Annotated in this window: 16 protein-coding genes; 4 read left to right on the forward strand and 12 right to left on the reverse strand. The window is 64.4% G+C overall.

The genetic code is table 11. The features are described from left to right. Positions 1 to 184: 184 nt before the first annotated feature. Entirely contained in the window at positions 185 to 1,069 is an 885-nt protein-coding gene (gene ku, locus RAD04_RS22870) for a non-homologous end joining protein Ku (RefSeq protein WP_461617628.1), read from the reverse strand. A gap of 118 nt (positions 1,070 to 1,187) precedes the next feature. Between ku and ligD the strand changes: the two genes are divergently transcribed. Then, positions 1,188 to 3,860, forward strand: a complete 2,673-nt coding sequence (ligD, locus tag RAD04_RS22875) for a DNA ligase D (protein ID WP_461625576.1) — start codon at positions 1,188 to 1,190, stop codon at positions 3,858 to 3,860. A gap of 148 nt (positions 3,861 to 4,008) precedes the next feature. Here the strand turns inward: ligD and RAD04_RS22880 are convergent, their stop codons facing one another. Further along, on the reverse strand, positions 4,009 to 4,173 hold the full coding sequence (locus tag RAD04_RS22880) for a DUF3309 family protein (RefSeq protein WP_007595743.1): 165 nt from the start codon (positions 4,171 to 4,173) through the stop codon (positions 4,009 to 4,011). Positions 4,174 to 4,353: 180 nt separating this feature from the next. Between RAD04_RS22880 and RAD04_RS22885 the strand changes: the two genes are divergently transcribed. Continuing rightward, complete coding sequence (locus RAD04_RS22885; RefSeq protein ID WP_179739129.1) at positions 4,354 to 4,671, forward strand: polyhydroxyalkanoic acid system family protein; 318 nt, start codon at positions 4,354 to 4,356, stop codon at positions 4,669 to 4,671. Between the two features lie 2 nt (positions 4,672 to 4,673). Here RAD04_RS22885 and treY read toward each other — a convergent pair whose 3' ends face one another. Genes treY through RAD04_RS22915 form a run of 6 tightly spaced genes read right to left on the reverse strand, consistent with a single transcriptional unit; the run spans position 4,674 to position 18,683 of the window. Further along, positions 4,674 to 7,460: a malto-oligosyltrehalose synthase gene (gene treY / locus RAD04_RS22890; protein ID WP_461625577.1), complete on the reverse strand. Its 2,787-nt coding sequence runs from the start codon at positions 7,458 to 7,460 to the stop codon at positions 4,674 to 4,676. 1 nt (position 7,461) lies between these two features. Beyond that, the gene (gene treZ / locus RAD04_RS22895) at positions 7,462 to 9,213 is read right to left on the reverse strand and encodes a malto-oligosyltrehalose trehalohydrolase (RefSeq protein WP_461625578.1); all 1,752 of its coding nucleotides are present in this window, start codon (positions 9,211 to 9,213) and stop codon (positions 7,462 to 7,464) included. Continuing rightward, positions 9,210 to 11,288, reverse strand: a complete 2,079-nt coding sequence (glgX, locus tag RAD04_RS22900) for a glycogen debranching protein GlgX (protein ID WP_091961048.1) — start codon at positions 11,286 to 11,288, stop codon at positions 9,210 to 9,212. Before glgX ends, treZ begins: the two co-directional genes overlap by 4 nt. 3 nt (positions 11,289 to 11,291) lie before the next feature. Further along, the gene (glgB, locus tag RAD04_RS22905) at positions 11,292 to 13,439 is read right to left on the reverse strand and encodes a 1,4-alpha-glucan branching protein GlgB (protein ID WP_461625579.1); all 2,148 of its coding nucleotides are present in this window, start codon (positions 13,437 to 13,439) and stop codon (positions 11,292 to 11,294) included. Beyond that, positions 13,432 to 16,725: a maltose alpha-D-glucosyltransferase gene (gene treS, locus RAD04_RS22910; protein WP_461625580.1), complete on the reverse strand. Its 3,294-nt coding sequence runs from the start codon at positions 16,723 to 16,725 to the stop codon at positions 13,432 to 13,434. Before treS ends, glgB begins: the two co-directional genes overlap by 8 nt. Before the next feature lie 11 nt (positions 16,726 to 16,736). Continuing rightward, positions 16,737 to 18,683, reverse strand: coding sequence for a maltotransferase domain-containing protein (locus RAD04_RS22915; RefSeq protein ID WP_461625581.1), 1,947 nt, complete (start codon positions 18,681 to 18,683; stop codon positions 16,737 to 16,739). A gap of 204 nt (positions 18,684 to 18,887) precedes the next feature. Between RAD04_RS22915 and malQ the strand changes: the two genes are divergently transcribed. Next, complete coding sequence (gene malQ, locus RAD04_RS22920) at positions 18,888 to 20,849, forward strand: 4-alpha-glucanotransferase (RefSeq protein WP_461625582.1); 1,962 nt, start codon at positions 18,888 to 18,890, stop codon at positions 20,847 to 20,849. A 41-nt stretch (positions 20,850 to 20,890) separates the two neighbouring features. Beyond that, positions 20,891 to 22,693: a glycoside hydrolase family 15 protein gene (locus RAD04_RS22925; RefSeq protein WP_461625583.1), complete on the forward strand. Its 1,803-nt coding sequence runs from the start codon at positions 20,891 to 20,893 to the stop codon at positions 22,691 to 22,693. Between the two features lie 195 nt (positions 22,694 to 22,888). Here the strand turns inward: RAD04_RS22925 and RAD04_RS22930 are convergent, their stop codons facing one another. Genes RAD04_RS22930 through zwf form a run of 4 tightly spaced genes read right to left on the reverse strand, consistent with a single transcriptional unit; the run spans position 22,889 to position 26,504 of the window. Further along, positions 22,889 to 23,701: an HAD family hydrolase gene (locus RAD04_RS22930; RefSeq protein WP_461625584.1), complete on the reverse strand. Its 813-nt coding sequence runs from the start codon at positions 23,699 to 23,701 to the stop codon at positions 22,889 to 22,891. Between the two features lie 25 nt (positions 23,702 to 23,726). Beyond that, positions 23,727 to 24,257 carry a gluconokinase gene (locus RAD04_RS22935; protein WP_461625585.1) on the reverse strand — a complete coding sequence of 177 codons (531 nt, stop codon included), beginning with the start codon at positions 24,255 to 24,257 and terminating at the stop codon, positions 23,727 to 23,729. Beyond that, on the reverse strand, positions 24,244 to 24,993 hold the full coding sequence (gene pgl / locus RAD04_RS22940; RefSeq protein ID WP_461625757.1) for a 6-phosphogluconolactonase: 750 nt from the start codon (positions 24,991 to 24,993) through the stop codon (positions 24,244 to 24,246). The genes RAD04_RS22935 and pgl overlap by 14 nt, the downstream gene beginning before the upstream one ends. Further along, positions 24,993 to 26,504, reverse strand: coding sequence for a glucose-6-phosphate dehydrogenase (gene zwf, locus RAD04_RS22945; protein WP_461625586.1), 1,512 nt, complete (start codon positions 26,502 to 26,504; stop codon positions 24,993 to 24,995). Before zwf ends, pgl begins: the two co-directional genes overlap by 1 nt. Between the last annotated feature and the right edge of the window lie 34 nt (positions 26,505 to 26,538).

Here is a 26,538-nt window from a genome sequence, read left to right on the forward strand (position 1 = left end):
CCGCGCGCCGCCCTCTCACCCGACCAACCTCACTCAAGCCAGTCGACAGGCCTTGACTCACAAATCCCCATATGAGGGTGGGCAAAGGCGCAAAGCGCCGTGCCCACCATTCTCGCGATTTTGATAAAGGTGGTGGGCACGCTTCGCTTTGCCCACCCTACGATATCGAGTGCTGGGCAAGCAGTTAGCCCGCCTTCCGATGTCGCGCCGTAGACCGATGCGCCTTCTTCGCGGTTCGCTGCCGTCCAGTTGCCCGCCGCGCATGCGACTTCGCGGCCGTCTTCTTGCCGCCACGTCCTTTCAGGCTCTGCTTCAGCGCGTCCATCAGGCTGACGACGTTGCTGGGGCGCTCCTCGGGTTCCGGCAGCTCGATCTTCTTGCCGCTGGCCTTGCGTTTCACCAGCGCCTTCAGCGCGTTCTCGTACTCGTCCTTGAACTTGCCGGGGTCGAAATGGGCGGCCTTGGTCTGGAGGATGTGGCTGGCGAGCTCGACCATGTCCTTGGTGATCTTAGGGCTCTTGATGTCGTCGAAGAACTGGTCCTCGTCGCGCAACTCGTAAGGGAAGCGCAGCGTGGTGCCGAGCAGGCCCTTGCCGAGCGGCTCGATCGCCATGATGTGCTCGCGGTTGGTGAGCACGATCTTGGCGAGCGCCACGCGCTCCTGGTCCTTCATGGCGTCGCGGATCACCGCAAAGGCATCGACCGCGGCCTTGCCGTCGGGTGCAAGGTAATAGGGATGGTTGAGGTAGCGCTGGTCGATCTCCTCGCTCGGCACGAAGCTCTCGATGTCGATGGTGTGGTTGCTCTCGATCTGGACCGCCTCGAGCTCCTCCGGCTCGATCTCGACATATTTGCCCTTGCGCAGCTCGTAGCCGCGGCCCTTCTGGTCGCTCTCGACGACATCGCCGGTCTCGGCATCGATCATCTGCTGCTTGAGCCGGTTGCCGGTCTCGCGGTTGATCAGGTGAAACCGCGTCTTCTCAGCCGCGGTGGTCGCCGGATAAAGCACGACCGGACAGCTGACCAGCGACAGCTTCAACGTTCCCTTCCAATAGGCGCGCGGGGCCATTCCATTCTCCAGTGTTTTCAAGGCATTTTGGAACCCCAACCGCTCCGCTGGGTTTTGGTTCCGGATGGGACTTTGGCCGTGATAGGCTTGAATCCCCGAAAGAGAAGCGGGACCGGTCGTGCTGCAAAAACTCTCCACCTATCGACAAAAACGTGATTTCGAGAAGACGCCGGAGCCGTCGGGCAAGACCGCGGTGATGCCGTCGAAGCAGCGCCGCTTCGTGATCCAGAAGCACGATGCGAGCCGGCTGCACTATGATTTGCGGCTCGAATTCGACGGCGTGTTCAAGTCCTGGGCGGTGACCAAGGGTCCCTCGCTCGATCCGCACGACAAACGGTTGGCGGTCGAGGTCGAGGATCATCCGCTCGACTATGGCGATTTCGAAGGCACGATTCCGGAAGGGCAGTATGGCGGCGGCACGGTGATGCTGTGGGATCGTGGCACCTGGGAGTCGGAAGATCCCGAACGCGGCTTCAAGAAGGGCGATTTGAAGTTCACCTTGCATGGGGACAAGCTGCACGGAAGCTGGGTCCTGGTCCGCATGCGCAACGACCGTACCGGCGGCAAGCGCACCAACTGGCTCTTGATCAAGCACCGCGACGAATTCGTCCGCGAAGGGGCCAAGAACGACATTCTCGACGAGGACAAATCAGTCGCCTCCGGCCGTGCGATGGAGCAGATCGCCGAGGGTAAGGGGCGTGCGCCAAAGCCATTCATGCTGGCCAAGGGTGCCAAGACCAAGGCCGACGCGGTCTGGCAATCCAACCGGGCCGAGGAAGCGAAAGGGCAGACGGTCAAGCCGGCGCCGCGTACGGCATTGAAATCAAGCAAACCGGCAAAGAAAAAGACGACGACCGCCACTAATGCGAAGAAGGTCTCGGAGATGCCGGACTTCGTCGCGCCGCAGCTCTGTACGCTGGTCGAGCGGCCGCCGGCTGGCGAGGGCTGGTGCCACGAGATCAAGTTCGACGGTTATCGGGTGCAGCTCCGGGTCGAGAACGGCGAGGCAACGCTGAAGACGCGCAAGGGCCTCGACTGGACCGACAAGTTCGCGGCGATCGCGAAAGAAGCTGGGTCGCTGGCGGACGTCATGATCGACGGCGAGATCGTGGCGCTCGACCATAACGGTGCGCCGAACTTCTCCTCGCTTCAGGCGGCGCTGTCGGACGGCAAGACCGGCGAGCTGATCTTCTTTGCGTTCGACCTGCTGTTCGCCGAGGGACAGGATTACCGCCGGCTGCCGCTTGGCGAGCGCAAGGCGCAGCTCAAGAAGCTGCTGCAGGCCCGCAAGCGGAAATCGGCCCAGATCCGCTATGTCGAGCATTTCGAGAGCGGCGGCGATGCGGTGCTGCAATCGGCCTGCAAGCTCGAGCTCGAAGGCGTGGTGTCGAAGAAGCTGGACGCTGCCTATCGCTCCGGCCGCACCGAGAGTTGGGTCAAATCGAAATGTCGCGCGGGCCACGAAGTGGTGATCGGCGGCTACAAGACCACCAACGGCAAATTCCGCTCGCTGATGGCCGGGGTGCAGCGCGGCGATCATCTCGCCTTCGTTGGCATGGTCGGCACCGGCTTCGGCGCCGACAAGGTCAAGCGCATCATGCCGTCCCTGAAGGCCATGGAGGCCAAGGAGAGCCCCTTCGGCGGCAAGAACGCGCCGAAGAAGAGCCGCGAGGTGCACTGGCTGAAGCCGGAACTCGTCGCCGAGATCGAGTTCGCCGGCTTCACCGCCGACGGCAATATCCGCCAGGCCGCGTTCAAGGGCTTGCGGCAGGACAAGCCCGCCGAGGAGGTCGAGGCGGAGACGCCTGTCGACACCGAGCTAGCCGAGCCCACGCCCAGCAAGCGCGCGGCGAAGACAGCTAAGCGATCGAAGGACACCGGCACCGCCGAGGTGATGGGCGTCGTCATCTCCAAGCCGGACAAGGAGCTGTGGCCCGACGGCCGTGACGGCGAGGGCGCGACGAAGCTCGATCTCGCGCGCTACTTCGAGGCGGTTGGCGAGTGGATGATCGAACATCTGAAAGGGCGCCCGTGCTCGATCGTGCGTGCGCCCGACGGCATCGGCGGCGAGACGTTCTTCCAGCGTCATGCGATGCAGGGCACCTCGAATTTGCTCGAACTGGCCAAGGTCTCAGGCGATCGCAAGCCGTATCTGCAGATCGATCGCGTCGAAGGGCTGGCCGCCGTCGCGCAGATCGGCGGTGTCGAGTTGCATCCCTGGAATTGCGCGCCTGATGCCTACGATACGCCGGGCCGGCTGGTGTTCGATCTCGATCCGGCGCCGGATGTGGAGTTCGCCGATGTGGTCGAGGCCGCCAAGGAGATGCGGCAGCGGCTGGCCGATATCGGTATGGAGAGCTTCTGCAAGACCACGGGCGGCAAGGGCCTGCATGTGGTGGTGCCGCTGCTTCACGGCGCGCGCGACAAGGTGAGCTGGAAGGAAGCCAAGGCCTTCGCGCAAGGCGTCTGCCAGTGGATGGCCGACGACGATCCTGAGCGCTATCTGCTCAACATGTCGAAGAAGCTGCGCAAGGGGAAGATCTTCCTCGACTATCTCCGTAATGACCGGATGTCGACGGCGGTGGCCCCGCTGTCGCCGCGGGCGCGAGCCGGTGCCACGGTCTCGATGCCCGTCACCTGGGCGCAGGGGAAGAGCGATCTCGATCCGCAGCGCTATACGCTGCGGACCGTGCCGGGCCTGCTGCCGCGGTCAAAGGCGTGGGAGGACTATGACGATGCCGCCGCGTCGATCAAGGCGGCGATCAAGAAGCTTGCGGGGAAGAAGAAGTAGGGTGGGTTAGCTTTGCAGATGCGTGAAGCGCATCTGCAAAGCGTAACCCACCACTTCTGTCGCTGCGAAAACGAAAGAGGTGGGTTACGCCGAGCGGACTGCGCTTCGCGCAGCCGCACGGCTAACCCACCCTACGCAGTTGTGCTTGCTAGATCCGTCCCAGCAGCAGCAGGATCAACAGGATGACGATGACCAGTCCGAGGCCGCCGCCGCCGTAATAGCCGGTGCCGTAGAACGGGCCGCCGCCGATGCCGCTGAAGCCGCCAAGCAGGGCGATGACCAGAATGATCAGAATGATCGTACCGATTGACATGCGAATCTCCTCAGCCCTTCGATGAAAGGGTCGTTTGCACCTGTCCCCTTGTGCGAGGGCAACTTGCCGCAGGTTTTTAAGTTCCGGTTTTGAAACAGGGCTACAGGTCCAAGTTGCATGGAACCTTTGCCGCTTCATCCGGCATGACTATGTGAGGATCGATCATCACGGGGCAAGGCCATGTCAGCACCACTTGTCGTTTCTATCCCGCACCGTCTCGGCCGCGAAGAGGCGGTGCGCCGGCTCAAGACCGGGCTCGGCCGGGCGGCAGCCAGCATTCCGGTGATGCAGGTCGAGGAGGAGCGCTGGACCGGCGACAGCATGGCGTTTCGCATTCGCGCGCTTGGGCAGATCGCGACGGGTCAGGTCGACGTCGCTGAAGACCATGTCAAGGTCCAGGTGGTGCTGCCCTGGCTGTTGCAGCGCTTTGCCGAGATGGCACAGGCCACGATCAGGAAGCGCGGGCAGTTGCTGCTGACCAAGGATGACGGAAAGTAGCTTCAGGCGCGCACGCGCGGCCGCGCGGGCCTGATGGCGCTTGCCGTGCGGGCCTCGATGACAGCGGCGGGAAAATCGCGGAAAGCCTGCGTGACCGGCAGTTCGTGGCCCTCAAGGCCCGTCGTGGCATAGCCCGTGATATCGACGGCGGCGTCAATTCCCTCCAGCGCGGGCCATTCCCGGCCCGCTTGGGTGAACTGCGCGAACTGGCGCCCGACCACGACGATCGCCGCAGCGCGGCCATGGCGGCGGGCGTAGGCGATGATGTGGTCGGCATCTGCGCCGCGCACCGCCAGCGGCTGATAGTCGCCTTGAGCGAAGACGTCGGCGAATTCATTGCGCGTCTTGAGAAGACGCCGTGTCCAGGCCAGCTTGATCAGGCCGTCGGGCCAACTCTTGGTCAGGCCACGCCAATCCGGATCGTCCAGCGAACTCAGCGCCGCGTGCCGCGCGCCAAAATCGACCGGGCGGCGGTTGTCGGGGTCGACCAGCGACAGGTCCCAGAACTCGGTGCCCTGATAGAAGTCGGGTACGCCGGGCAGCGTCGCCTTGAGGGTGAGCTGGCTCAGAGAATTCAAGGCGCCGAGCAGCGCCAGGCGCCGGGCCAGCGTTTGTAGTGAATCCAGGAATTCGCCGGATAGTGCGGGATCGAGGATCTTGTCGATGAAACCCTTGACGCCGTTCTCATAGGCTTCATGCGGGTTGAGCCAGCTCGTCTCTTCCTTGCCCTCGCGCGCGGCCTTCAGCGCATAGGCCTGGATGCGCTCGACGAAGCCGGCATCGACCGGTCCCTGCAGCGGCCAGGCTCCGAGCAGGGTCTGGTAGAGCATGTATTCGAACGTCGCCGACGGCGCTCGGTAATTGCCGTGGAGCGTGAGGTGCGGCGCGTTCAACACCTTCCAGCGCGCCACCGCGCTGGTCCATTCGCCGGGAATCTCGCTGAGCGCCGCGATGCGCGCGCGGGCGTCCTCGCCGCGCTTGGTGTCGTGGGTGGAGGTCGCCGTCATTCCCAGCGGCCATTCCCTGGCGCGGGCCTGCATGGTCTCGTGGAAGGCGGAAATCGTGAGCCCGGTGCTGGCGGGATCGCCGCCGACCTCGTTCAGCGCGAGCAGCCGGTGGAATTGATAGAACGCGGTGTCCTCCAGCGACTTCGCCATCATCGGTCCGGTGAATTGCTGCACCTTCAGCGCGAAACGACGCACGCGCGGGGCGCTGTGCGGGGGGCGGCCAGGCTTGAGCAGGTCCATGGTCAGCGCGTCGCGCAGGAAGTCGAAGATGCCTTCGTCCGCGGCGAACCATTCCGCGCGGGCGCGCGCGATGGTGTCGTCGATCAGCTTGCGGTCGGGCGCGGTCGGGCCGCTGTTGGTCAGATAGGTGCGGTACACCGGGAAATGCAGCACATAGAGCTCGAGCGCCTGCCGCAGGCTGTCGGCGGAGAAATCGCGCGTCGAGTAATGCCCGTTGGCGATGCGCGCGAGCAGGCGGGTCAGCACGGTGAATTCGCTGGTGAGCAGCGTCTCCAGCACGCGCCGCTTGGCGTCCTTGACGTAAGGTGCAAGCCGCGGCGGCCGGTTGCTGACCTGCCGCCAGGTCTCGTCCAGCGCCCCGAGGCCCCCGGCCTCGACCAGTGCATGGGTGATGACGTTCATCCATTCATAGCCCGTGGTGCCCTGAACGCCGGCGAAGTGCGGCAGGCGTTCGTGCTCGCACAGGATCTTTTCGATCACCGTGTAGAACGGCTTTGTATTTCCTTGCGCGTCGCGCACCAGCCGGCGCAGCCGCTGGCAATATTGCGCGGGATCGCGCAGGCCGTCGATGTGATCGAGCCGGATGCCCTGCAGCTTGCCGGTGGCGATGAGCTGCTTCACCAGCCGGTGCGTGGCGGCGAAGGTGCTCGCGTCCTCGACGCGCAGACCGGCGAGCCCGTTGACGTCGAAGAAGCGGCGATAGTTGATATCGCTGGAGGCAAGCCGCCAGTGCCCGAGCTTATAGTGCTGGCGTTCGAGCAGATGATGCAGCGCCAGCGTCTGCGCGGGACGGTCCTTGGCGGCACGATAGGCGGCGAGGCCGCGTGCGATGATTTCGGCGGCACCAGGGATCTCCCTGAGCTCGGCCTTGAACGCCGGTGCCTCCTTGCGGTTGGGACGGCGCAATCCGGTATAGCGCGCCGCAAGCGACAGCAGAAGTTTGCCGGCCTCCCTCTCGGCGGCATCCGCTTCCTTCACGATCATGCGCAGCATCTCGCCATAGCGCTCCGGCGCGACGGGTAGGCGATGCTCGAAATACCAGGCGGAAAGACTGCCCTCATCAGGATCGTATCGCAGCTCGATGTCGCCGTGCTCGAGCGCCTCGCCATAGGACGCGCCGAGGATGGGCAGCAGTACGCCGCCGCGGGCGCGGTAAGCGAGCTGATCCCAGTCGATGTCGAAGGAGACCGCGTGGGGCGAAGCCTGGCCCCATTCCAGCACGTCGAGCCACCAGGGATTGTCGGCAAAATGCACGCCGACATGGTTGGGCACGAAGTCGATGATGAGGCCGAGGTCGTGCTTGGTCAGCGCCTCGCCCAGCCGGGCGAAGCCGGCCTCGCCGCCAAGCTCCGGATTGAACTGGCTGTGATCGACGGTGTCGTAGCCGTGGGTCGAGCCCTTGCGCGCTTTCATCACCGGCGAGGCATAGAGATGCGTGATCCCCAGCGCCTTCAGATAGGGCACCACCGCGGCGGCCTTGTCGAAGTCGAAATCCGCGGTGAGCTGAAGCCGGTAGGTCGCGAGCGGAATGGCGGGAGGCATCCTAACCTCCGAGGCGCCAGACCACCGACCAGGGCGGAAGCCGGTCGCCGGTCTCGCCGCCCCAGATCGGCGTACCCGCGCTGACGTTGCAGATGATCTCGTGGTCCGACAGGTTGGCGGTCAGTCGCAGCACGGTGCCGTCGCCCATGCGCCAATGCGCGGTGAGCAGGCCGCTGTCGGCCGCCTCGGCCTCGCCGAAACTCGCGCCCCTCAGCCGCGGCATGATCTCCTTGCGGCGAAGCGCGAGCAGCTCCCGGACCAGCGCGAGCCGCGCGTCCTGCTGCGGCGTGCGGCCGGTCCAGTCGAGCACGGCCGATTGCAGCGTTGCCGGATCGAGCGGGTCGGGCACCTCGTCGCCATACTTCTCGTAAGCCCAGGCATATTCCTGCTTGCGCCCCTTGCGGACGGCATCGGCCAGTTCGCCGTGGAAATCGCAGAAGAACGGGAAAGGCGCCGTGGAGCCCCATTCCTCGCCCTGAAACATCATCGGCACCATCGGCGCGAGCAGGGTCACTGCGAGCGCCGCTTCGATCTGCTGCGATGATGCCAGGCTCTCGAGCCGGTCGCCGAGCGGACGGTTGCCGATCTGGTCGTGGTTTTGCAGGAAATTGACGAAGGTCGCCGGCGGCAGCTTGCCGCTCGGCTCGCCGCGCGGCTTCTTGCCCCAGAACTCCGAAACCTCCCCCTGGTAGACGAAGCCGGAGGCCAGCGCGCGGGCGAGATCGAGTCGAGGCGTTTGGTAATCCGCGTAGTATCCGGCGAGTTCGCCGGTCAGCATCACGTGCCAGACGTGATGATAATCGTCGTTCCACTGTCCGCGATATCTGCCGTTCGGCGGCTCCTGCGCCGCGTCGAGCAGGCTGGCGCGATTGTCGCCGTTCTCCAGCACGAGATGGATGTGCCGCCCCGTGGCCTTGGCAAGCTCGCCGGCCGCGACGCTGAGGTCCTGCAGCATCGACTGCTCGCCGGGGATTGCCATGATGTGATTGGCGGCATCCAGCCTCAGGCCGTCGAAACGGTAGTCGCTGAGCCAGGACAGCGCGTTCTCGACTGCGAATGCGCGCACCTGCGGCACGCGATAGTCGATCGCACTGCCCCAGGGTGTGTGCGCGTCGGTGAAGAAGGTCGGCGCATAGCGGCCGAGATAATTCCCCTCGGGCCCGAAATGATTGTAGACGACGTCGAGGAACACCATCAGCCCGCGCAGATGCGCTTCGTCGATCAGCGTCTTCAGGTCTTCGGGCCGGCCATAGGCGCTGTCGGGCGCATACCACAGCACGCCGTCATAGCCCCAGCCGCGCCGCCCGGCGAAATCGGCCAGCGGCATCAATTCCAGCGCGGTGATGCCGGTTGCGACGAGATGATCGAGCTTGTCGATCATGGCGCGATAGGTGCCTTCAGAGGTGAAGGTGCCGACATGGGTCTCGATCAGCACCGTCTCTTCCCAGGGGCGGCCGCGCCAATCGCGCGCACGCCACGAAAAGGCGTCGTGATCGATCACCTCGCTCGGGCCGAACACATCCTCGGGCTGAAAGGCCGAGGCGGGATCGGGTACCTCGATCTCGTCGTCGATCCTGAACTTGTAGGGACTGCCGGCGGTGAGGCCGGAAATCTCCGCCACGTACCAGCCATCCTGCCGGCGCTGCATCGCGTGTCTTCGGTCGAGCAGGAGGTCGACACGGCGCGCGCCAGGCGCCCACAGTCGGAACGACACGCCGTCCTTTGTCGGCCTCGCCCCGAAGGATGGCCTCATAGCGCCCCCGCGAAGGCGAGCACGGAGCGCGGCGGCGCCTTGCTGTCGCTCCCGGGCGGGAACTCGACCGTATTCAGCTTGGCATCGGTCGTGTTCAAGATCTGCTGCCAGCTCTTGTATTCGGTCATTTTGGGCAATTTGAATGCGATCTCTTCGGGGGCGGCGTTCAGTACGATAAAGATCGCGGCCCCACCCGGTTCCACCGGGCCCATCACATAGGAGAGGAATCTTCCCTCCGGGAATTTCCAGTCGTTCTCCGTCATTTCGTCGCCCGCAGGTGTCAGCCACAATGCGCCGTACGACACGCCGTCTGCGGGGCGGCCGTCGAGCCAGCGATGGCTGCGAAGCTGCGAGAACCGGCGGCGGATGTCGGCGAGATGGCCGACGAAATCGACCATGTCGTCGCCCTCTTTGCCGAGATTGTCCCAGCCGACCCAGCCGATCTCGTTGTCCTGGCAATAGGCGTTGTTGTTGCCGGACTGCGAGTTGCCGACCTCGTCGCCGGCGAGGATCAGCGGAACACCCTGGGCCAGCATCAGACAGGCCAGCACGTTCTTGCGAAGCTGGCGGCGCAGGGCGATGATATCAGGATCGTCGGTCGGACCCTCGACACCGCAATTGTTGCTGTGGTTGTCGTTGGAGCCGTCGCGGTTGTCCTCGCCGTTGGCCTCGTTGTGCTTCTCGTTGTAGCTGAAGAGGTCGGCGAGCGTGAAGCCATCGTGGACGGTGATGTGATTGATGCTGGCGCGCGGCCGCCGTCCGTCATGGTTGAACAGGTCGGAGGATGCCGTCATCCGGCTGGAGATGTCGCCGATCAGGCTACCTTCGCCGCTCCAGTAGCGGCGCATGGCGCTGCGATAGCGATCATTCCATTCCGACCATTGCGAGGGGAATGCGCCGACCTGGTAACCGCCGAGGCCAAGGTCCCAGGGTTCGGCGACGAGCTTGACCGTCGCGAGCACCGGATCCTGCCGGATCGCGGTCAGGAACGAGATGCCGCGATCATAACCGTTCGGCCCGCGCGCGAGCGTGGTGGCAAGGTCGAAGCGGAAGCCGTCGACGTGGCAGACCTCGACCCAGTAGCGCAAGGAATCCATCACCATCTGCAGCACGCGCGGATGGGTGAGATTGACCGACGAGCCGCAACCGGTGAAGTCGTCGTAATAGCGCGGGTTCTCGCGGTTGAGCCAGTAATAGGAGGCGTTGTCGATGCCGCGGTAGCACAGCGTCGGGCCGAGATGGTTGCCTTCGGCGGTGTGGTTGTAGACGACGTCGAGCATCACCTCGATGCCGGCATCGTGCAGGCGCGCCACCGTGGTGCGGAAGGAGTCGAGCGCATTGTCCTGGGCGTAGCGTAGCTCCGGCGCGAAGAAGGAGAGCGAGTTGTAGCCCCAGTAATTGGCGAGCTTCTTCTCCACCAGGATGCGGTCATCGACGAAGCTGTGCACCGGCAGCAGCTCGACCGTGGTGACGCCGAGCTTCTTCAGGTGCTCGATCATCGCTGGTGAGGAGAGCCCGCCATAGGTGCCGCGCAGGTTCGGCGGTACGTCGTCGCGCTTCTGCGTCAAACCCTTGACGTGGGCCTCGTAGATGACTGTGTCTTCCCAGGGGATGTTGGGACGGATCTCGCGGCGGCCCCAGTTGAAGGTCTCGTCGACCACGACGGCCTTTGGCATGCCGCGGGCGTTGTCGCGCCGGTCGAAGGACAGATCCTCGCGCGGGCTCCCGGTGCGGTAGGCAAAATGCGCATCGCTCCAGACCAGGCGTCCCGCGAGCCGCTTGGCATAGGGATCGAGCAGCAGCTTGTTCGCATTGAAGCGGTGGCCATGCTCGGGCTCGTAGGGGCCGTGCACGCGATAGCCGTAGAGTTGCCCCGGCGAGACGTCGTTGAGATAGCCGTGCCAGACATCCTCGGTTCTTTCAGGCAGCTCGATGCGCTCGAGCTCGCGGCGGCCTTGCGCGTCGAACAGGCAGAGTTCCACCTTCTGTGCGTTCGCCGAGAACAGCGCGAAATTGGTGCCGCGTCCGTCCCAGCTTGCGCCGAGGCGTGCAGGCGATCCAGCAGTCAGGCGCATGTGTCAGCTTTCCGGAACGAGGAAGATCGCGGCGAGCGGCGGAATGGTGAGGCGGAGCTCGGGCGCCTTGCCTTCAACGGCATGAACCTCACCGATGTTCCCGACATTGCTGCCGCCATAATGGGCGGAGTCCGAATTGAACACTTCCTTCCACTTGCCGGCAAAGGGCACGCGAACGCGATAGTTGCGATAGACATTGGGAGAGAAGTTGATGATGACGAGACACCGCGCCTGCTCGTCGAATCCCTTGCGCAGCCAGGCGAACACGTTGCGGTTGGCGTCATCCGTGATCAGCCATTCGAAGCCGGCCTGGTCGCAGTCCATCTGGTGCAGCGCCGGCACCGCGCGGTAGAGCCGGTTGAGGTCGCGGATCAACGACTGGATGCCGGAATGATACTTGTATTCGAGCAGGTGCCAATCGAGCGACTGGTCGTGATTCCATTCGCGGCTCTGAGCGATTTCCGCGCCCATGAACAACAGCTTCTTGCCGGGATGGCCGAACATGAAGCTGTAATAGGCGCGCAAGTTTGCAAAGCGCTGCCACTCGTCGCCGGGCATGCGGCCGAGGATCGAGCGCTTGCCGTGCACGACCTCGTCATGCGAGAGCGGCAGGATGAAGTTTTCCGAGAAGGCGTAGTGCAGGCCGAACAGGATGTCGCCGTGGTGGTGCTTGCGATGGATCGGATCCTTGCTGATGTAGTTCAGCGTGTCGTGCATCCAGCCCATGTTCCACTTGTAGCCGAAGCCGAGCCCACCGAATTCGACCGGGCGTGAGACCTGCGGCCAGGCGGTGGATTCCTCGGCCGCCGTGGTCGCCTGCGGGAAGCGCGCGAAGACTTCCGTGTTGAAGCGGCGCAGGAAGTTGATGGCCTCGATGTTTTCGCGGCCGCCATATTGGTTCGGGATCCAGGCGCCGGGCGGCCGGCTGTAGTCGAGATAGAGCATGGACGCGACGGCATCGACGCGTAAGCCGTCAATGGCATAACGCTCCATCCAGAACAGCGCGTTCGACACCAGGAAGTTCGTCACTTCGGTGCGGCCGTAATTGTAGATCAAGGTGCCCCAGTCGAGGTGGCGGCCCTGGAGCGGGTTGGCGTGCTCGTAGAGCGCGGTGCCGTCGAAACTGCCGAGCCCGTGCGGATCGTCGGGGAAGTGACCGGGCACCCAATCGAGCAGCACGCCGACCCCTTCGCGGTGGCAGGCATCGACGAGCGCGGCAAAATCCTCCGGCGTGCCGAAGCGGCTGGTCGGCGCATAGAGGCCGGTCGGCTGATAGCCCCAGGAGCCATCGAAGGGATGCTCGCTCACGGGCAGGAATTCGAGATGGGTGAAGCCCATGTCGCGGGCATAGGCCGGCAACTGTTCGGCCAGCTCGCGATAGGTCAGCCATTCATCGCCGTTCTTGCGACGCCATGAGCCGAGATGGACCTCGTAGATCGACATCGGCGCCGACAGCGCGTTGATGCCGTCGGGCGCCGGGCGCGGCCGTGGCAAATGCGTTTCGTCGAACACGATAGAGGCCGTCTTCGGACGGACTTCGCTGGCAAAGGCCATCGGGTCTGATTTCAGCGGAAGCAGATGGCCGTGCGGGCCGATGATCTCGAACTTGTAGTGAGCGCCGGCTTTGGCATGCGGAATGAACAATTCCCAATACCCGGCGCCGCGCACCCGCATCGGATGGCGCCGTCCGTCCCAGAAATTGAAATCGCCGACCACGGAAACGCGGCGTGCGTTGGGCGCCAGCACCACGAAGCCGATGCCGTCGATGCCCTCGAGCCGCATCGGATGCGCCCCGAGCTTGTCGTAGAGGCGCTGATCGGTGCCTTCGCCGAGCAAATAGAGGTCGAAATCGGTCAGGATCGGCGGAAAGCGGTAGGCGTCCTCGAACTCGACAACGTTGCCGCCGAATTTTGCGCGCAGCTGATAGTGCTTCGAGCCATTGGGCAGGGCGCCGATGAACAGGCCGGAATCGTGCACGCGGTCGAGCGGAGCGACTTCGCCATGCTCGCCGATTGCCTCGACATTTGAGGCCTCGGGGAGAAAAGCGCGCACCACGCTTTTATTGCCCTCGGGATGCCGTCCGAGATAGTGAAAGGGGTCTGAGTGGCGGCCCTCGATGATCGCATAGGCCTCGGCAGGCAGTTTAGGCATGGGCTTCGCTCCCGGCACTGGACAGAATGCGAAGCAGTCCGGTCAGCGGCGCATGGAGCCCCTCAGGCCGGTTGGACAGCTCGTACTCTACTTCATCGAAGGCTTGATCAAGCAGGAAAAACCTTAACAGGCCTTCCGCGGATTGCCGATCCTCCGGCCACAGCCGTCGATCGGTCATGGCTTCGCGATAGGCGGACAGGAAGGTCGCGGCGGTTCGCTCGCGCCATTCGTCGAGCGCGGCGGTGATCCGGCCCTGCTCGTCGGAAGCACCCGTGAGCGCACGGCTCAGCGCCGCATTAACCGAAAGATCGATCGAGCGGATCAGGCCGGCGACGTCGCGCGCGGCAGGCAGCTTGCGCCGCTTGTCGGCCAGCGGCAGACGGTTATCGCCGTCGAAGTCGATGATGAAGATATCGTCCTTCACGATCAGAGTCTGCCCGAGGCGGAAGTCGCCATGATGACGGATGTTCAGCCCGCCGATCCCGGAAGGCAATAGCGCGTTCAGGCGGTCGCGCAGGGACGTGCGCACGGCGGCGAGCCGGTCGATCAGCGGCCGGTCCGCCTCCCGCAGGCCGTCGCGGCTGTCGGCCAGCCGTTCGAAAACCCGCTCCGCCCGCGCCTTGAGGTCGGACACGAGGCGTTTGACGTGCGCAGGGCCGATCGGCTCCGGGGCGAGATCGTCCGGTTTTGCCGCCGCCAGGGCAACATGCAACTCGCCGAGCCGCCGGCCGATCTGCGCGATGAAGTGCAGATAAGGCGCTTGCTCCTGGGTCTCGCGCGGCGCTTCGCCCGCCGACAAGACACGTTGCTCGTCGATATAGCGATCGAGATAACCCGTGGTCACGGTCCAGCCGTCACCCTGGTTCTCGACATAGGCATGGAGCACGCCGAGCGTGCTGCGCTGATCGCCTTCGACCAGCTCGACGCTGCCGAGCAACGCCGGCGTATTGGCAAAGCGCGCAACCTCGGTGAGATAATGGCCGATCTCGATCTCGGGATTGATGCCGCCTTCGAGCTGGCGATAGAGCTTGGCGACGTACTGGTTGTCGACCAGCGCGGTGCTGTTCGATTGCTCGATCGCGCGGATGCGTTCTGGCTCCTTGATGGTGTAATCCGCGAAGCGGCTGGTCGCCTTGAACTCCAGCCGCAGATTGTTCTCTTCCACCACCAAATTCTGCGACAGGTTGCGCAGGAACAGGCCGATGAAGATCTGATCGGTCGCCACGTCGAGCAGCGTGCCTTCGCGCGCGCCCTGGCGCACGGCGGCGAGTGCCTTCGGGTTGAAGCGCTCGCGGTCGAAGCGCACCCACTCTATCTGCATCGGCAGCACGTAGCGCGACGCGGCGTCCTGGTCTGCCTTCTCGAAAAAAGCGATCCAGGGCCTGTTGTCGCCGATGTCGCAGAACGGCACCGCCGAGGTCAGCGTGGTCTTGATCTGCTTGGGATTGTGCTCGGGATACCACCGCGTCCGTGACAAGAATCCCGGCAGCACGTCCCGCTCGAACACGCCGCGCTCGCGGGCGAGCGACACCCAGTTCGAGTTCACCGGCACTACCAGCGTCTCGAACTCCGGCACCGCGCGCGGCGTCACCGGCTCGGACTTGTCGCGCTCCTGGAGCTGGAACCAGTAGAAGCCGTAGGGCCCCAGCGTGATCATGTAGGGCAGTTCGCCGATCGCGGGGAAGCGGGTGCGGCCGAGCATCTCCTGCGGGATGCGGTCCTTCCAGGGCGACAGATCGAGCTCGGTCGCTTGCGCTGCGCGCGACAAATTGGCAACGCAGAGGATCACTTCGTCGCGGTATTGCCGGACATAGGCCAGCACGGCGCGATTGGCCGGGCGGATGAAGGTCATGGTGCCGCGGCCGAAAGCGAGCGTCGACTTGCGCACCGAGATCAGCCGCTTGGTGGCGCTGAGCAGCGACGACAGGCTGCGCGACTGCGCTTCGACATTCACGGATTCGTAGCCGTAGACGGGATCCATGATCAGCGGCGCGTAGAGGCGGGCCGGGTCACAGCGCGAGAAGCCGCCGTTGCGGTCGGGGCTCCACTGCATCGGCGTCCGCACGCCGTTGCGGTCGCCGAGATAGATGTTGTCGCCCATCCCGATCTCGTCGCCGTAATAGATGATCGGCGTGCCGGGGAAGGACAGCAGCAGGGAGTTCATCAGCTCGATCTTGCGCCGGTCATTGTCCATCAGCGGCGCAAGGCGCCTGCGGATGCCGACATTGATGCGGGCGCGGGGATCGTTGGCGTAGGTGGTCCAGAGATAATCGCGCTCGACGTCGGTGACCATCTCCAGCGTGAGTTCGTCATGGTTGCGCAGGAACAGCGCCCATTGGCAGCTTGCCGGAATGTCCGGCGTCTGGCGCAGAATGTCGGTGATCGGGAAGCGATCCTCTTGCGCGATCGCCATGTAGATGCGCGGCATCAGCGGGAAGTGGTAGGCCATGTGGCACTCGTCGCCACGGCCGAAATATTCCTGCACGTCCTCCGGCCATTGATTGGCTTCGGCCAGCAGCAGCTTGCCCTTGGAATAGGAATCCAGCTCGTGGCGCAGGCGCTTGATGATCGCATGCGTCTCGGGCAGGTTCTCGTTCGAGGTGCCCTCGCGCTCGCACAGATAGGGAATGGCATCGAGCCGGAAGCCGTCGACGCCGGCGTCCAGCCAGCGCTTCATCACCTGGATCAGCGCGCTGACCACGCGCGGATTGTCGAAATTGAGATCTGGCTGGTGCGAGAAGAAGCGGTGCCAGTAGAAGGCGCCAGCCTCGTGATCCCAGGTCCAGTTCGACTTCTCGGTGTCGGTGAAGATGATCCGCGTGCCCTGGTATTTCTGGTCGGTGTCGCTCCAGACATACCAATTGCGGGCGCTGGAGCCCGGATGGCTGCGGCGCGCGCGCTTGAACCAGTTATGCTGGTCCGAGGTGTGGTTGACGACGAGCTCGGTGATGACGCGCAGGCCGCGCTTCTGCGCTTCCTGGATGAAGCGCTTGAAGTCCTTCATGGTCCCGAAATCGGGATTGACCGAGCCATAGTCGGCGATGTCGTAGCCGTCGTCGCGGCCGGGCGAGGGGTAGAACGGCAGCAGCCACAGCGCGGTGACGCCGAGCTCCTGGAGATAGGGCAGCTTCTCGGTCAGCCCGGCGAAATCGCCGATCCCGTCATTGTTGCTGTCGGCGAAGGCCTTGACGTGGAGCTGATAGATAATGGCGTCCTTGTACCAGAGCTCATCCACGATCTCAGCAGCCTCAAGCTTCTTGGTGTCGACGGAAGACAGAACATTCATGGCGTGACCCCTTACGCCAGGCAGCGGAACAAGAGCGCCGGATCGCGGTCGGGATCGATACGCAACTTGATCCCGCCCCATTCGATGCGGGACTGTTCGCCGGTGAGAAGGTTTTCGAGTGTCGTCACATGGTGCCGCTGCCCGCCGGCGTCAACGGTGACGTCGCCGAGCGGCAGCCAGCACTCGCGCAAATGGCCCGAGAGCGCGATCACGACGACGACGGTATTGGCCGGCTCAGCCGCTTCCTTGACGAAGGCGATCGTCTCGCCGTCCTCGATGCCGAGAAACCGCAAGTTCGCCGTTTGCTGGAGCGCGGCATTGTCGTTGCGGATTCGGTTGAGACCGGCAATGTAGGACTTGATGTTGCCGGGCCGGTCCCAGTCGCGTTGCCGGATCTGGTATTTCTCGGAATCCAGATATTCCTCGCGGCCGGGCATCGCCTCGTGTTCCAGTAGCTCGAACCCGCTGTAGACGCCGTAACTGCCCGACAACGTCGCCGCCAGCGCAAGGCGTGACTTGAACGCCCAGGCTTCGCCGCCCTGGAGATGATAGGGCAGCAGGTCGGGCGTGTTGACGAACAGGTTCGGCCGATAGAAGTCGCGCTCGGGAAAGCGCGTCAGCTCGCCGAGATATTGCTCCAGCTCCCACTTTGTCGTGCGCCACGGGAAATAGGTGAAGGACTGCGCAAAGCCAAGCTTGGCGAGGCCCTTCATCAGCTTCGGCCGGGCAAACGTCTTGGAGAACAGGATCACCTCGGGATGCCGGCGGCGGATGTCGCGGATCAGCCAGTCCCAGAACGCAAGCGGCGCGGTGTCATGGTTGTCGATGGCGAAGATGGTGACGCCTTGGTCGATCCAGAACAGCATGGCGTCGCGAAACCCATTCCACAGCCCGGCCCTGTCGACGGAGTTGAAATCGGGGATCACGATGTCCGAATAGGGTCCATCCGCGGTCCGCACCGACCGGTCCGGCCGCCATTTGAACCATTCCGGATGCTGCGTCAGCCAGGGATGGTCGGGCGAGCATTGCACGACGAAATCGAGCGCGAGCTCGAGACCGTATTCCAGGCAGGTCGCGGCCAGCGCGCGGAAATCCTCGATGGTGCCGAGCTCGGGATGCAGCGCATCATGGCCGCCCTCGGCGGCTCCGATCGCGTAGGGCGATCCGGGCTCGCCTTCGGTTGCCACCGGCGCATTGTTGCGGCCCTTGCGGCGGCGACGGCCGATCGGGTGGATCGGCGTGAAGTAGAGCACGTCAAAACCCATCGCGGCGATGTCAGGCACGCGGGTGATGCAGTCACGCAGCGTGCCGTGCTGGCCGGCGACCTGGCTCTGGCTGCGCGGCATCATCTGATACCAGGCGCCGAAGCGCGCTTTGTCGCGGTCGACGGTCAGCGGGAAGGGCTGCGAGCGGGTCAGGTCCGGCCGGGACTGGCTCTCTGCCATGGCATTGCCGAGCTCGGCCGCAAGCAGCGAGGCGACATCGCCGGTCTGAAGATAGTCCTCGCACTGTCTGACGATGACCGCCGCCGCGTCCTGGCGCGCGCCATGCGCCTTGGTCAGGAGCCCGGCCCCCTCGATCGCATCGAGGCTGACATCGGCACCCATTCGCTGCTTGCGCGCGACCCCGTGCGACCAGGTGGCGAACTCGTCGGTCCAGGCCTCGATCGCGTAGATGTATTGGCCGGGCTCAACGGGTGTGAATCCGCCGGACCAGCGGTCATTGCCCCGATGGTCCATCGGCTCGCGCTTCCAGTCGCGGTCCTGTTCGCGGCGCCAGATCAGCGCTGCCCCGACCACGGCGTCGCCATCGCGGTAGACATCGGCCCACACCTCCATGCGCTCACCCGCGATCCGCTTCACGGTGAAGCGGCCGGCGTCGATTGCGGGATAGACGTCCTCGATCAGGAAAGCGCTGCCGGCTGCGGCACTTTCGACAGTTTGAATTGTCTTGTTCACGGTGATGCCATTGACAAGAAAGCAGGAGCCCGTTTCCCTTGTCGGGAACCTACGCTTGGTACCTATATAGAAAGCCGGTTGTGTGTCATTAGTTCCCTCGGGAACGGGTAGCGCGGTCTGCGAGTTAGGGCTGACTAACGTCTTCCACCGTCTCGTTAAAATTGATGCCCCCGGCAAAAGGGTGGCCTGCAAGCTGCGTGCCGAATGGATCTTTTAGCTCAAGCCCGCATCAAGGGCGTTCAATCCGAATTCATCGACGCCCTCGGAAAGCTGAGGGTCACTGATCCCGTGGCCCTCAAATCCATCCTCGACGCCCTGCCGGAGAAGCGGGTTTATCGCTTCGTCAGCGGGCCGGTCGTGGTCCGTGCCTTAGGGCATCCGCGCACCGAATTGGCGACGATCGGCGCGCCGCCGCTGAAGTGGAAATTGACCGCAAAGAGGGAAGTGATCGCGGAGGGCGAGGCCCGCGAGCCCGTGATCGCCTGGCCTGCCGGCCTGCCGCTCGGCTATCACCGGTTGACCCTGACCGATGCCGAAGGTGTGACGGAAGAGGTGCCGATGATCGTGGCGCCCGAGCGCGCCTTCGGCGGCGATTTCGATCGCGGCTGGCTGCTCGCCGTGCAGCTCTACAGCGTCCGTTCGGAGCGCAATTGGGGCATCGGCGATTTCACCGATCTTGCCGATCTCGTCCGGCTCGCCAAGCAGCTCGGGGCCGACGGTGTCGGACTCAATCCGCTGCATGTCCTGTTCGACGACCACCCGGCCGATTGCAGCCCCTATTCGCCGAACAGCCGGCTGTTCCTCAACCCGCTCTATATCGACGTCGAGGCCATTCCCGAATTCTCCGCGGACCTCGTGCCCGACGCTGCCGCGACCGCCGCCCGTCTGCGCCAGGGCGATCGCGTCCCCTATGCCGACATGGCGGCTTTGAAATGGCTGGGCCTGCGCGCCGCCTTTGACAGCTTCCTGAGGACGGCAAGCGCGGCGCGCCGCAAGGCGTTCGACGCCTTCCGCGCCGCCCGCGCGCCGCTATTGTCCCGCTTCGCCTGCTTCGAGGTGCTGCGCCATCGTTTCACCGCGCCTTGGTGGGAATGGCCGGTTGAATGGCAGCAACCGGATGAGGCAAAATGCGCCGGCTTGCGCAATGGGCCTGACAAGCGCGAGGTCGAGTTCGTCGAATTCGTGCAATGGACCGCAGATAGCCAGCTGCATGCGGCCAAGGAGCTTGCCAGCCAGCTCGGCATGCGCGTCGGGCTCTATCTCGACGTCGCCGTCGGCGTGCAGTCCAACGGCTTCGATGCCTGGAACGAGCAGATGGCGATCTCCCGTCATCTCGCCGTCGGCGCGCCGCCCGACGTGCTCAACACCATCGGCCAGGACTGGGGCCTTGCCGGCTTCAACGCCGGCGGCCTGGAAGCGCAATCCTTCGTGCCGTTCGCCGACATGCTGGCGGCCTCGATGCGCCATGCCGGCGCGATCAGGCTTGATCACGTGCTGGGCCTGAAGCGGCTTTATCTCGTGCCGCGCGGCTTCAAGCCGGACAACGGCGCCTATGTGCAGATGCCGTTCGAGGCGCTGCTTGGCGCGGTGGCGCGCGAGAGCGCGGCCCACAAATGCATCGTGATCGGCGAGGATCTTGGCACCGTGCCGGAAGGTTTTCGCGAGACCATGCAGGATTTCGGCATCTGGTCCTATCTGGTCATGATGTTCGAGCGCGACGATGCCGGCCATTTCCGCAACGTCGACCATTACCGGCCCAACGCGCTGGTCACGCTGAACACGCATGATTTGTCGACCTATGCCGGCTGGCGCTCCTTCGGCGACCTCAAGATGAAGCGCTCGCTCGGGCTCGATCCCGGCGAGAACGACCAGGCGCGCTGGGATGCGCTCGGCAGGCTCGACGAGATCCTGCGCCAGAACGGCATTTGTGCCAACGACCTCTATTCGGTGCTGGCCTTCCTGTCCCGCACGCCGTCGCGGCTGCTCGCGGTCTCCATGGAGGATCTGCTCGGCGTGATCGACCAGCCCAACATTCCCGGCACGATCGACGAACATCCGAACTGGCGCCAGCGCCTGCCCGTTGCGCTCGACAAGATCGCCGCGAAGGTCGACTTCGCGGCCTTGCGAGCGGCGACGCGGGAACGTTCGCTGAATGGCGGGAGTTGACGAAGGGCTTCCAGGGGGCTGTTTTCAAGGCTCGCACGACATTGTCTCAGAGGATCGAGGACTATGCGCTGATCGGTGATTGCGAGACCGCGGCGCTGGTCGGGCGCAACGGCTCGATCGATTGGCTGTGCTGGCCCGCCTTCGATTCCGATGCCTGCTTTGCAGCGATTCTCGGCAGCGATAAGAACGGCCGCTGGCTGGTTACGCCGGCCGAGGACGTCACCAGCATCTCACGCCGCTATCTCGGCAACACTCTCATCCTCGAAACGCGTTTCGAGACGAAGAGCGGCACCGTCACGCTGACCGACTTCATGCCGCCGCGCGGCAAGGCGTCCGACATCGTGCGGCTGGTCCGCGGCGTTAGCGGCGCGGTGAAGATGCGGATGGAGCTCGTGATCCGCTTCGGCTTCGGCACCGATATCCCCTGGGTGCGGCGGATCGACCATTCCCTGATGGCCATCGCCGGCCAGGATATGACCGTGCTGCGCACGCCTGTCGAAACCCGCGGCGAGGATCTGACCACGGTTGCCGATTTTGAGGTGAAGGCCGGCGAGACCGTGCCGTTCGTGCTGACCTACGGCCCCTCGCATCTGGAGCCGCCCGCGCCGATCGATCCGGAGATCGCGCTTCAGGACACCGAAAAGTTTTGGCAGGATTGGTGCGGCCATTGCACCCGCGACGGCGACTATCAAGACCTCGTCATGCGCTCGCTGATCACGCTGAAGGCGCTGACCTTCGCGCCGACCGGCGGCATCGTTGCGGCACCCACCACCTCGCTGCCGGAAAAGCTCGGGGGCAGCAGGAACTGGGACTATCGCTTCTGCTGGCTGCGCGATGCCACCTTCACGCTGTTGGCGCTGATGAACTCGGGATACACCGAGGAAGCCCTGGCTTGGCACAATTGGCTGCTGCGCGCGGCGGCCGGCTCGCCGGCGAACATGCAGATCATGTACGGTATCTGGGGCCAGCGGCGGCTCTTGGAATGGGAGGCGGGCTGGCTCGACGGTTATGAGGGCGCCAAGCCGGTGCGCGTCGGCAATGCCGCACATGCGCAGCTCCAGCTCGACGTCTACGGCGAGCTGATCGACGCCTTCCACCAGTCGCGCATGGCCAAGCTCAAGCTCGATGATGAAACGACATGGTCGCTGGAATGTGCCGTGCTCAATCATCTGGCCGAAGTTTGGGACCGGCCCGATCACGGCATCTGGGAGCGGCGCGGCCAGCCCAGGCACTACGTCTTCTCCAAGGTGATGACCTGGGTCGCCTTCGATCGCGGCATCAAGAGCGCCGAAACCTTCGGCTTCAAGGCGCCGCTGCTACACTGGCGTACCTTGCGCGAGGCCATTCATCGCGACGTCTGCAACAGGGGATTTGACGCGGAGGAGAACGCCTTCGTCGAATCCTACGGCTCGAAACTGCTCGACGCCAGCGTGCTGCTGCTGCCGGCCGTGGGCTTCCTGCCGCCGTCGGATCCGCGCATCCGCGGCACCATCGCCGCGGTCGAGACATGCCTGATGCGTGATGGCTTCGTGCTGCGGCACGATCCGCGCGAGCTGCCTGCGGGGCAGCCGCCGCTCGAAGGCGCGTTTCTGGCCTGCAGCTTGTGGCTCGCCGATGCCCATGTGCTCGCCGGCAATCTCGACAAGGCGCAGATCTTGCTCGATCGCGTCGTGGGCATCGCGAACGATGTCGGCCTGTTGGCGGAGGAATATGATTCCGACGCTCGGCGCCAGACCGGCAATTTCCCGCAGGCACTGACACACATCGCGCTGGTCAACACCGCGCATAATCTGTCGGCGGCAAGACAGGAGAGCGAGAAGCCGGCGGTGCAGCGGTCGAAGTAGTAGGCTGTGGGACTCTCTCCGTTCCCTCCCCCCTTGTGGGGGAGGGGAGGGAGGGGGGTACCACGCGGGGATTCTCTCGACCGCGCACCAGCGCTTGGGAGTAACTATAGGCACCTTTTCCTTCCACCCCTCCCCCACAAGGGGGAGGGAACGCACCGTCGTTGGGGCGCTAGTCGAGGCTCGTCACATCAGGCCTCACCCCACCCCATTCCGCTTCAAGATCATCTCCATCGCCTCGGCAAAACCATCCTGCTCGTTGGTCGCCGTAACGTGCGTCGCCTGGTCCTTGACGTTGTCGGTGGCGTTGCCCATGGCGATCGAGATGCCGCTGACGGCGAACATCGCAAGGTCGTTCTGCATGTCGCCGATGGTGGCGACGGCACCGGTCGCAATGTCCAGGCGCCTGGCCATCGCCTCGACGAAGGTGCCCTTGTTGAAGCCCGGCGGGGTGATGTCGAGATAATAGGTCTGCGAGCGCACCGCGGTGGCCTCGCTGCCGAGCGCCTCCTGCATCGCCTTCTCGCAAGCCTCGAGCCCGGCGGCGTCGGCGCTGGCGCCGACGATCTTGCAGGCGCTCGACAGGTAAGGCGAAAAGTCCGTCACGATGGTGGGATGGGAGCGGATCGTATGCTGCTCGTGTGCGACATATTTGCCGCTGGGGTTGTCGATCAGCCACTTGTCAGTGGTGAACAGCCAGATGTCGGCGCCGAACTTGCGGAGGATGTGCAAGGACCGCTCGGCGGCGCTGGCCGGGATCAAGTGTTGCTCGACCGGCCGCATCTCGGGATCGACGATCGAGGAGCCGTTGAACGGGCCGACCGGCAGCCAGAGCGCCAGCGGCTCGATCAGGAAGCGCATGCCGATGGCGGGACGGCTGGAGGTGATGGTGAAGCCGATGCCGGCCTTGTGCAGCCGCTGCACCGCACTCCTCGCACGTTCCGTCAGCCTCTTGTCCTTGGTCAGCAGCGTGCCGTCGACGTCGGACACTACGAGTGAGATTCGCGTCATGACAGAACCTTCAGGTTTCCAGGTCTCAGCGCTTCGCCCCGCCCAGCTTCAGCTGCCGCACCACGCCGTCCACGATCGCTTCGACGGTTTCGTCGATCGAGACGGTGATGACGTGCTCGCCCGCCTCCGGCGGCTCCAGCGTGTCGAACTGGCTCGTCAGTAGCCCAGGCGGCATGAAATGACCCTTGCGCTGCGCGAGCCGTTCGGCGATCAGCTCCTTGGTTCCCTTCAGGAACACGAAGCGGACGTCGTCGCGTCCACGCAGCAGCACGTCGCGATAGGTGTGCTTCAGCGCCGAGCAGGCGATGATGATGTGCCCGCCCTTGCCGCAAACCCGTGCGATTTCGTCGGCGATGGCGTTGAGCCAGGGCCAGCGGTCCTCGTCGGTGAGGGGATGGCCGGCCCGCATCTTCTCGACATTGCTGGCGGGATGAAAGCTGTCGCCGTCCTCGAAGCGCCAGCCGAGCCGCTCGCCGAGTGCTTCCGCAACCGTGCTCTTGCCCGAACCCGACACGCCCATCACGATCAATGCACAAGATGCTTCAACGCCCGCCACGAATTCCCTCCGGAAGCGCGGCCCTGTCGACCAGCCAGACGGTCTCACCATTCGAGCGCGCGCGTAAGGCCGGCAGAGTCTCGCCATTGAGGAGGCGCGTCAAGATCGGCTGCTTGTCGTGCCCGGCAATCTCGAACAGCATTTCGCGGCAGGAGGCCAGAGCGGGCAAAGTGAGCGAGACCCGCGGCACGAAAGGCGCGACATTGGCCTTGGGCACCCCGACGACCCAGCGTTGGGTCTCCTCGATTTCGGGGAAGCCCGGGAAGAGCGAGGCGGTGTGGCCGTCGGGACCGGCGCCCATCAGAACGAGGTCGAACAACGGCCGCGCCGGATCGAGACTTACAGACCCGTAGAAGGCCTGCAGCTCGCGCGCATAGGCTTCGGCGCTTCGGTCCGGATTGTCAGCCGTGGTCGGGATCGGGTGGATATGGCCGGACGGCGCATTGCGGTCGAGAAAGGTGGCGCGCGCGACCGCCATGTTGTTGAGGGGATCGCTCTCGGGCACGAAACGTTCGTCGCCGATGAACCAGTGCACCCGGTCCCATGGGATCTTGCCGCGCCAGGGGTCGCTGCCGAGCAATTGATAGAGCGTCTTCGGGCTGGAGCCGCCGGTGAGACAGATCGCGATGCGGGAGGGGTTGGCCGTGATCCGCGCCATCACCCGTTCGGCTGCGGCTTGCGCCAGCGCCCCGGCGTCGGCCGCGACGATCAGCTCCGGCAGTCCGGCCGCCGCCATCACGAAAATTTCCGCCAGCTTCGCCCGTCGCGCCGCAGCAACTCGTCGGCGCAGGCCGGGCCGTCGCTGCCGGCTTCATAGGTCTCGATGCCGTTGGTGCCCGCGCTTTTCCAGGCGTCCAGGAACGGCTGCACCGCCTGCCATCCGGCCTCGATGCCGTCGGCGCGCTGGAACAGGATGTTGTCGCCGATCATGCAGTCGTAGATCAGCGTCTCGTAGCCGGTCGAGGGATCGGCCCGAAAATAATCGCCATAGCGGAATTTCATCTCGACGCCGTCGATGGTGACGCTCGGCCCCGGGATCTTGGCGTTGAACTGCAGCTCGATGGTCTCGGTCGGCGCAATGCCGATGGTGAGAAAATTCTGCGACAGGCGATCCACGGTCGTGCCTGAGAACATCGACAGCGGCGCCTGCTTGAACTTGATCGCGACCTCGGTGCGCTTGTGGCCCAGGGCCTTGCCGGTGCGCAAATAGAAGGGGACGCCGGCCCAGCGCCAATTGTCGATCATCAGCTTCAGCGCGACAAAGGTCTCGGTGGTGCTGCCGGGCTTGACGTCCTCGGCCTTGCGATAATCCGTGATCGCGTCGTCGCCGATGCGGCCTGCCAGATATTGCGCGCGCACCGAATTTCTCAGCGCCTCTTCCTGGCTTGGCTGCTGGATCGACGTGAGCACGTCGGCCTTCTCGGAGCGCACCGAATGCGCGTCGAACCGCGCTGGGGGCTCCATCGCGACCAGCGACATCAGCTGGAATAGATGGTTCGGCACCATGTCGCGCAGCGCGCCGGTGGCATCATAGAAGCCGCCGCGATGACCGACGCCGAGCTTCTCTTCCACGGTGATCTGGATGTGATCGATGTGGTTGCGATTCCAGATCGGCTCGAACATGCCGTTGGCAAAGCGCAGCACCAGGATGTTCTGCACGGTCTCCTTGCCGAGATAATGATCGATCCGGTAGATTTGGTGCTCGTCCATGATCTTCAGCAACTCGGCGTTCAGCGCCTTGGCCGAGGCGAGGTCGGTTCCGAACGGCTTTTCGATCACCAGCCGCCGCCAGGCGCCGTTCTCCTTCATCATGCCGGTGCGGCCGAGCTCGCGCGCCGTCGGTGCGAACGCAGTGGGCGGCGTTGCCAGATAGAACAGCCGGTTGCCGCCGGTGTCCTGCGCGCATTCCAGCGAATCCAGGTGCTCGCGCAGGCGATCGAACGACGGCGGATCCTTCGGATCGGCCTCGACGAAGGTCACGCATTCCAGCAGCTTCCTTGCGATGTCGTCGTCCACGGGACGGGTCGCGAACTGGCGCAGTCCCTTCAACAGGCTGTTGCGCAGTTCGTCATCCGACTGCCCCCTGCGGGCCACGCCGACGACGCAGAACTTTTCCGGCAACAAATGCTCGGCCGCCAGATTGTAGAGCGACGGCATCACCAGCCGATGAGTGAGGTCTCCGGTCACGCCAAAGATGACGAAGGCGCAATTTTCCGGCTTGCGCTTTACTTGCGGGTCTTTTGTCACGAATTGTCGGCCTTCGCTTGGGTGCGCTTACTGA

It is taken from the genome of Bradyrhizobium sp. 25ACV, assembly GCF_054863005.1.

What these genes read in the sequence shown, in the direction of transcription:
- ku (WP_461617628.1), bottom strand. Translation starts at nt 1,069, where the DNA reads ATGGCCCCGCGCGCCTATTGGAAGGGAACGTTGAAGCTGTCGCTGGTC.
- RAD04_RS22880 (WP_007595743.1), bottom strand. Translation starts at nt 4,173, where the DNA reads ATGTCAATCGGTACGATCATTCTGATCATTCTGGTCATCGCCCTGCTT.
- RAD04_RS22885 (WP_179739129.1), top strand. Translation starts at nt 4,354, where the DNA reads ATGTCAGCACCACTTGTCGTTTCTATCCCGCACCGTCTCGGCCGCGAA.
- treY (WP_461625577.1), bottom strand. Translation starts at nt 7,460, where the DNA reads ATGCCTCCCGCCATTCCGCTCGCGACCTACCGGCTTCAGCTCACCGCG.
- treZ (WP_461625578.1), bottom strand. Translation starts at nt 9,213, where the DNA reads ATGAGGCCATCCTTCGGGGCGAGGCCGACAAAGGACGGCGTGTCGTTC.
- glgX (WP_091961048.1), bottom strand. Translation starts at nt 11,288, where the DNA reads ATGCGCCTGACTGCTGGATCGCCTGCACGCCTCGGCGCAAGCTGGGAC.
- glgB (WP_461625579.1), bottom strand. Translation starts at nt 13,439, where the DNA reads ATGCCTAAACTGCCTGCCGAGGCCTATGCGATCATCGAGGGCCGCCAC.
- treS (WP_461625580.1), bottom strand. Translation starts at nt 16,725, where the DNA reads ATGAATGTTCTGTCTTCCGTCGACACCAAGAAGCTTGAGGCTGCTGAG.
- malQ (WP_461625582.1), top strand. Translation starts at nt 18,888, where the DNA reads ATGGATCTTTTAGCTCAAGCCCGCATCAAGGGCGTTCAATCCGAATTC.
- RAD04_RS22930 (WP_461625584.1), bottom strand. Translation starts at nt 23,701, where the DNA reads ATGACGCGAATCTCACTCGTAGTGTCCGACGTCGACGGCACGCTGCTG.
- pgl (WP_461625757.1), bottom strand. Translation starts at nt 24,993, where the DNA reads ATGGCGGCGGCCGGACTGCCGGAGCTGATCGTCGCGGCCGACGCCGGG.